Source organism: Kitasatospora sp. NPDC049258 (assembly GCF_040678895.1).
In the GTDB taxonomy this organism is placed as follows: Bacteria; Actinomycetota; Actinomycetes; order Streptomycetales; family Streptomycetaceae; genus Kitasatospora.
Map to the genome: position 1 here is coordinate 50615 of NZ_JBFAQT010000044.1, position 6756 is coordinate 57370.

Consider the following 6756-nt stretch of genomic DNA (forward strand, 5'->3'; position numbering starts at 1 on the left):
GCTTTGGCCGCCCGTTGGGGCTTTCTTGACGTGCGGATTGCCAGACCAAGGAATAGCCATGAAGGTCCATCACAGTTCCTCCTCCGGAGTGACAGGACAGCCCCAGACAGCCTCTAGGCTGAGCTTCCATGAGCGTTCCCGTGTCCGTTGAGCCGTCGCCCGAGCAGCCCCGCCGCCGGGGTCTGCAGACGCTCCGTACCCAAGCCGCCGCCGTGCCCAGGGCCTGGCTGCCCGGAGCGGTGGGCTACGCCTGCCTGCTGATCGGGCTGCTGGACATCTGCAGCGCGATCTTCCCCAAGCTGCGCCACACCAAGGTGCACACCTTCGCCGGGCAGCTGCCCGGGGCGACCACCACGCTGGCCGCGGTCGGCACCCTGATGATCGGCCTGCTGCTGGTGCTGCTGGCGCACGCGCTGCGCCGCCGCAAGCGCCGGGCCTGGCGCGCGGTCTGCGTGCTGCTGCCGCTCGGCGCCGCGCTGCAGGCGCTGCGCTGGCACCAGCCGGGGCCGTGCGTGGTGTCGCTGGTGCTGTTCGTGGTGGTGCTGATCCACCGCCGGGAGTTCTACGCCAAGGCCGACCCGCGCACCCGCTGGCGGGCGGTGGCCAACCTGGTCGCGATGTCGCTGGTCAGCCTCGGGCTCGGGCTGCTGATCGTCTCGGTGCACCCGAAGTCGGAGCTGGGCGACCCCAGCCTGGCCGAGCGCCTGCAGGAGACGGTGTACGGCCTGTTCGGCTTCGACGGGCCGATCCGGTACGGCAGCGAGCGGATCGCCGACCTGGTCGCGTACTCGCTCGGCGCCCTCGGGCTGCTGACCGCGTTCACCACCGGCTACCTGGCGCTGCGCCCGGAGAAGCCGGAGCCCGAGCTGACCCCCGAGGACGAGGTCCGGGTGCGGGAGCTGCTGGCCCGGCACGGGCAGCGGGACTCGCTGGGCTACTTCGCGCTGCGCCGGGACAAGAGCGTGCTGTTCTCGCCCTCGGGCAAGGCGGCGATCTCCTACCGGGTGGTGTCCGGCGTGATGCTGGCCTCCGGTGACCCGGTCGGCGACGTGGAGGCCTGGCCCGGCGCGATCAAGGTCTTCATGGCCGAGGCCCGCGAGCACGCCTGGGTGCCGGCCGTGATGGGCTGCAGCGAGGTGGGCGGCGAGGTCTGGACCCGGGAGGCCGGGCTGGACGCGCTGGAGCTGGGCGACGAGGCGATCGTGGACACGGCGGCCTTCTCGCTCTCCGGGCGGGCGATGCGCAACGTCCGGCAGATGGTCAAGCGGATCGAGCGCAACGGCTACTCCTGCAAGGTCCGCCGGGTCGGCGACCTGAGCCAGGCCGAGAAGCGGCAGATCGCGGACGCGGCGGCGCGCTGGCGCGGCACCGACACCGAGCGCGGGTTCTCGATGGCGCTCGGGCGGTTCGGCGACATCGGTGACGACGAGTGCGTCGTGGTCACCGCGCACAAGGCGCCGGAGGGCGCCGCGGCGGGTGACGAGGCGGCCGGCACCGGGGACGACCTCAAGGCGGTGCTGCACTTCGTGCCGTGGGGCCCGGACGGGATCTCGCTGGAGCTGATGCGGCGCGACCGGGAGGCCGACCCGGGGCTGAACGAGCTGCTGATCGTGGCGGCCCTCCAGGAGGTGCCGGCGCTGGGCGTGCGGCGGGTGTCGCTGAACTTCGCGATGTTCCGCTCGGCGCTGGCGCGCGGTGAGCGGATCGGCGCGGGGCCGGTGCTGCGCGCCTGGCGCGGGCTGCTGGTGTTCCTCTCGCGCTGGTTCCAGATCGAGTCGCTGTACAAGTTCAACGCCAAGTTCCAGCCGGAGTGGGAGCCGCGGTTCCTGGTCTACCCGGCGACCCGGGACCTGCCGCGGATCGGCTTCGCGGCGATGCAGGCGGAGGCCTTCATCACGCTGGGCATGCCGCGGTTCGGGCGCAAGCGGCAGCGGCAGGGGCTGATGCCGGAGTCGGTGAAGGTCGGCACGGTGACCGAGGCGGCCTGACGGCGGCCGAGCGATGACGATCGACCGATGACGATCGACCGATGACGGCTGACGGATTTCAGAATCTGTCAGCCGTCATCGGCTTTCCGTCGGTCCCGCCCTCGCCGCTCGATAATGACTTCATGAACAACCCTCTCCCCGGACTCCCCAGCCTCGGCCGATGCGCCGTGATGGGGGTCGTCAACGTGACCCCCGACTCCTTCTCCGACGGCGGCCTGTGGCTCGATCCCGCCGCCGCGGTGGCGCACGGTCTGGCGTTGACGGCCCGCGGGGCGGACCTGGTGGACGTCGGCGGCGAGTCCACCCGCCCCGGCGCGCAGCGGGTCACCGAGGAGGAGGAGCTGCGCCGGGTGATCCCGGTGGTCCGCGAGCTGGCGGCGGCCGGTGTGGTGGTCTCCGTCGACACCATGCGGGCGAGCGTGGCCGAGCAGGCCGTCGCCGCCGGCGCCCGCCTGGTGAACGACGTCTCGGGCGGCCTCGCCGATCCGGCCATGCCCGAGGTGGTCGCCGGGACCGGCGCCCCGTTCGTGGTGATGCACTGGCGCGGCCAGTCCGCCGACATGGACCGCCTCGCGGTCTACCGGGACGTGGTGGCCGACGTGGCGGCCGAGCTGGCCGCGCGGATGACCGCCCTGCTGGCCGCCGGGGTCAAGGAGGAGCAGCTGATCCTCGACCCCGGTCTCGGCTTCGCGAAGACCAGCGCGCACAACTGGGCGCTGCTGGGCCGCCTCGACGTGCTGACCGCGCTGGGCCGCCCGGTCCTGGTCGCCGCATCCCGCAAGCGCTTCCTGGGTACGCTGCTCGCCAACCCGGAAACCGGGGAGCCGCGCCCGGCCCGGCAGCGCGACGACGCCACGGCGGCCGTCTCGGTGCTCTCGGCCCGGGCGGGCGCCTGGGCCGTCCGGGTGCACGACGTGGCCGGTACGGCCGACGCCGTCCGAGTGGTCGCGGCCTGGGAGCAGGCCGCACAGAGGGGGTAAGGCGTGGCAGAAGCGGTGAGCGGCAACGACCGGAGCAACAACCCGGCGGCGGCTCCGGAGCTGGACCGCGACGCGGTGCTGGCCGCCAACCAGGCCCTCTACGAGGCGCTGGAGACCGGGGATCTGGAGGCCGTCGAGGCGATCTGGCTGGGCGCGGCGGACGCGGACGACAAGAACGGCGTGGTGTGCGTCCACCCCGGCTGGCCGGTGCTGCGCGGCCGGGCCCAGGTCACCCGTTCGTACATGTTGATCATGATGAACACCGAGTACATCCAGTTCTTCCTGACCGATGTCGAGGTGGAGGTGCAAGGTGATGTGGCGCTGGTCACCTGCACCGAGAACATCCTCTCCGGCGGCGAGGCCGAAGAGGAGGGCGAGCTGGGCCCGCTGGTCGGCGGCAAGGTCGTCTCGACCAACCTGTTCCGCCGCACGGCGGACGGCTGGCGGCTCTGGTCGCACCATGGCTCACCCGTCCTGACCAGCGGCGACGACGAGGACGAGGACTGACCTCGCCGAGCGGCCCGGGCGCGGGCCCGGTGGGCGCCCGGATGTCCGCCGGACGGCACCGAACGTTCACGTCAATCGCCGAAGCGGCGCGCGTGGCGCGCGGGCGCGCCGGGTAGACGGTCAGGCGGTGTCGGTGCCCGCGGGTAGATTCGGGGGCAGCGGGCGACGGAGCCCGCCACCACCCTGCCCCGCGCGGGGACCGAATCTGGGAGCAGTGATTCGTTTGCTGGACCGCGTCACCCTGCGGGGCCTGCGTGCCCGCGGCCACCACGGCGTCTTCGAGCGCGAGCGGATCGAGGGGCAGACCTTCGTCGTCGACCTCGTGCTCCATCTGGACACCCGGCCGGCCGCCGCGGGCGACGACCTCACGCGTACGGCCCACTACGGGATCATCGCCGAGGAGGTCACCGCGGTCATCGCCGGTGATCCGGTCGACCTGATCGAGACCCTCGCCCAGCGGATTGCCGACCAGTGCCTCAGCCACGAGGTCGTCGAGGAGGTCGAGGTCACCGTGCACAAGCCGGACGCCCCGATCACCGTCCCGTTCGACGACGTCACCATCACCATTCACCGGGGCCGCGCATGACGTGCGCCGCCCCCATGTCCAGCGGCCGCAGCCTCCCGCCGCCCCGAGCAGAGGGATTTTGATGAGCACCAGCGACCCGACCGCCTCGCCGACCACGTTCGACCTGGAGCGCCGGGTGGACTGCGCCGAATCCACCCTGCACACCACCCGCTCGGCCGTGGTCGCCCTCGGCAGCAACCTCGGCAACCGGCTGGAGACCCTGCAGGGCGCGGTGGACGCGCTCGCGGACACCCCCGGCATCCGGATCACCGCCGTCTCGGCCGTGTTCGAGACCGAGGCCCTCGGCGGCCCCGGCGAGCAGCCGAACTACTTCAACGCCGTCGCCGTGCTGCGGACCAGCCTGCCGCCGCGCGACCTGCTGGACCGCGCCAACGCGGTCGAGGACGCCTTCGGCCGGGTCCGCGAGGTGCGCTGGGGCGCGCGCACCCTGGACGTCGACATCCTCTCCTACGAGGGCGTGACCAGCGACGACCCGGTGCTGCTGCTGCCGCACCCGCGGGCGCACGAGCGGGCCTTCGTGCTCGCTCCCTGGCAGGACGCCGACCCGGCGGCCGAGGTACCGGGCCAGGGCCCGGTCGGTGCGCTGCTGGACGTCCTGGTCGGGCAGCCCGGCCAGGTGGTGTGGCGCCGCGAGGACATCCAGCTCCGGCTGCCCGAGTAGCACCGGTCCGGGGCGCCGGGGCCGGGAACCTTCCACCGGCCACGGCCGTACGAGTAGGTACCGCGGCGGCCCCGCCCGGTACGGTGTCCTGGCCGCCGTCAGCCGCCGCGATTGTCGGGAAGGGACCTCCTACGCGTGAAGCCGCTCCGTCTACGTCTGCTGCTCGGCATCGCCGCGGTGGCCGCGGTGCTGTCCTGGGCCGGTGCCAAGGTGTGGGACGCGCGCGGCGCGCTGCCCGGGGTGCCGGTCTTCGCGCCCATCGTGCTGGCCGGGATCGCGGTCGTGCTGCTGGCCACCGCGATCTCGCTGCGGTCCAGGCTCAAGGCGGTCCGGGAGCGGCAGCCGGGGGCCAAGGGCGTCGACCCGCTCGGTGCGGCGCGGGCGCTGGTGCTCGGTCAGGCCAGCGCGCTGGTCTCGGCGGTGGTGTCCGGGGTGTACGCCGGGGTGGGGATCGTGCTGCTCGGCCAGCTGGACATCGCGGTCCGCCGGTCGCAGGCGATCACGGCCGGGTTCGCGGTGCTGGCCGGCGCGGCGGTGATCGCCGTGGCGCTCTGGCTCCAGCACATCTGCCGGCTGCCCGAGGACCACGACGGCGCCCCGCCCGGCCGGCCGGCCGCCCACCGCTGAGCCCGGGCCCGGGCGGCCCGGCGGCGGTGTCGGAGGCGGTCTCCACGGCCCGCCGCGACCGTGGCCCAGCGTGATCGGGGCGGAGCTCGGTGTGGCGCCCCGGAAATGTCAAGGGCCGAATGAGTGGCGAGGCTGACAGGGCCCCAATTCGCACGCTAGTTTCTTTGGCATGTCTCGTGGACGCCACCGTCATTCCTCCCTCCTCGGCCGGTCCTTGCCGCCGGTCGCCATCGGTGTTCTCGTCGTCGCGGCGCTGGCCGCGCTGGTGGCCAGTCCGGACCAGGTGGCGGCCCGCTCGGTGGGCGTCGCGGCGGTCTTCGCCGCCGTCGGGCTCGGGGTGGTGCTCCGTCAGCGCGACAAGGCGGCCCGGGCGGCGGCCCAGCTGGCCGTCACCCAGCGGATGCGCGCCGAGGAGCGGTACGAGGAGCAGCTCGCCGAGGCCGAGTACGCGGCGGAGGTGGCGGAGGAGCGCGCGACCAGGTTCGGGCGGCGTCTGACGGCCGAGAAGTCGCGGCTGGCGAAGGCGGAGACCGAGGTCGCCCGGCTGCTGCGCGAGCGGGCCATGGCGGTGGCCGCGCAGGCCCTCAAGGACGCCGAGGCGGCCGAGCGGGCGCTGGCCGCGGCCCGCCCCAAGTACCCCGCGACCCCGGCCGCCTACGTCCGCGCGGCCTCGGTGCTGCGCCAGCTGGAGCGGCAGGCCGAGCTGGCCGAGGCACGCCGGGCGAGCGAGACCCGGGCGCAGCTGGCCGCCCGGCGCAGCGTTCCGGAGCTGGTCGCGGCCGGCTCCACGGGGCAGCCCGGCCCGCTGCGGGCGGCGGTGGCCGCCGCCCCCGAGCGCCCGGTGCTGACCGCACCGGTGGCCGAGGGCACCGGCACGGCGCTGGCCCCGGCGCCGGCCGCCACGGTGGCGCCCGGCGGCCGGCAGCGGCCGCGGCCGGCCCAGCCGGGTGCCGGGCGGGGCTCCGGTTTCAGCTTCTTCGGCCGCCAGGGGGCGGCCCGGGCGGCCGTCCGGGCGGCGGCGCCGGCCCCTTCGGTGGGCGATCTGGCCGATGTGGTCGGCGACGAGGCGGTGGCGGCGAGCGCCCGCTACGCCGTGCCGCAGGTGCGCGTGGTGGAGCCGCCGGCCGAGGAGCCGGTGGTCGAGCGGGCCGAGGAGGCGGAGCCGGACCACGGCCGCCCCGAGGTGGTGGACCTGACCCCGGAGGACGAGACCGAGCTGCTGGAGCTGCCGGAGCTGCGGGCCTCTCGCTCCTCCTGAGCTGGGAGCACGCAGCCCTCCTGAGCTCGGATCACCCAGCGATCCTGGAGCACGCAGACGGGCGGCGCCCGGACCCGGCCGCCGAGCAGCAGTTGCTGCGGCACGGCCTGGTGTCGCTGCCGCCCACCGGCGCGGTGGAGCTCCTCGGC

General features: G+C 74.4%; 7 protein-coding genes. All 7 read left to right on the forward strand.

Annotated features, from left to right (window positions below; genetic code table 11):
• The first annotated feature begins 128 nt into the window (after nucleotides 1-128).
• The 7 genes from AB0K43_RS27100 to AB0K43_RS27130 all read left to right on the forward strand — a co-directional run bounded on the left by AB0K43_RS27100 (nucleotide 129) and on the right by AB0K43_RS27130 (nucleotide 6607).
• Nucleotides 129-1988: a phosphatidylglycerol lysyltransferase domain-containing protein gene (locus AB0K43_RS27100; protein ID WP_363644201.1), complete on the forward strand. Its 1860-nt coding sequence runs from the start codon at nucleotides 129-131 to the stop codon at nucleotides 1986-1988.
• A gap of 122 nt (nucleotides 1989-2110) precedes the next feature.
• Nucleotides 2111-2968 carry a dihydropteroate synthase gene (gene folP, locus AB0K43_RS27105; RefSeq protein WP_363644203.1) on the forward strand — a complete coding sequence of 286 codons (858 nt, stop codon included), beginning with the start codon at nucleotides 2111-2113 and terminating at the stop codon, nucleotides 2966-2968.
• 3 nt (nucleotides 2969-2971) lie between these two features.
• Entirely contained in the window at nucleotides 2972-3475 is a 504-nt protein-coding gene (locus tag AB0K43_RS27110) for a nuclear transport factor 2 family protein (protein WP_363644205.1), read from the forward strand.
• Nucleotides 3476-3701: 226 nt separating this feature from the next.
• A complete protein-coding gene (folB, locus tag AB0K43_RS27115; RefSeq protein WP_363644215.1) occupies nucleotides 3702-4061 on the forward strand; it encodes a dihydroneopterin aldolase in 360 nt (119 codons plus the stop codon).
• Nucleotides 4062-4122: 61 nt separating this feature from the next.
• Nucleotides 4123-4722, forward strand: a complete 600-nt coding sequence (folK, locus tag AB0K43_RS27120) for a 2-amino-4-hydroxy-6-hydroxymethyldihydropteridine diphosphokinase (protein WP_363644207.1) — start codon at nucleotides 4123-4125, stop codon at nucleotides 4720-4722.
• 135 nt (nucleotides 4723-4857) lie between these two features.
• Nucleotides 4858-5349 (forward strand): DUF3180 domain-containing protein, encoded by a 492-nt coding sequence (locus tag AB0K43_RS27125; RefSeq protein WP_363644209.1) that lies wholly within the window; start codon nucleotides 4858-4860, stop codon nucleotides 5347-5349.
• A gap of 214 nt (nucleotides 5350-5563) precedes the next feature.
• Nucleotides 5564-6607 carry a hypothetical protein gene (locus AB0K43_RS27130; RefSeq protein ID WP_363644211.1) on the forward strand — a complete coding sequence of 348 codons (1044 nt, stop codon included), beginning with the start codon at nucleotides 5564-5566 and terminating at the stop codon, nucleotides 6605-6607.
• The last annotated feature ends 149 nt before the right edge of the window (nucleotides 6608-6756 follow it).

Coding starts and splice junctions, on each gene's coding strand:
- AB0K43_RS27100 (WP_363644201.1), top strand. CDS start 129: ATGAGCGTTCCCGTGTCCGTTGAGCCGTCGCCCGAGCAGCCCCGCCGC.
- folP (WP_363644203.1), top strand. CDS start 2,111: ATGAACAACCCTCTCCCCGGACTCCCCAGCCTCGGCCGATGCGCCGTG.
- folK (WP_363644207.1), top strand. CDS start 4,123: ATGAGCACCAGCGACCCGACCGCCTCGCCGACCACGTTCGACCTGGAG.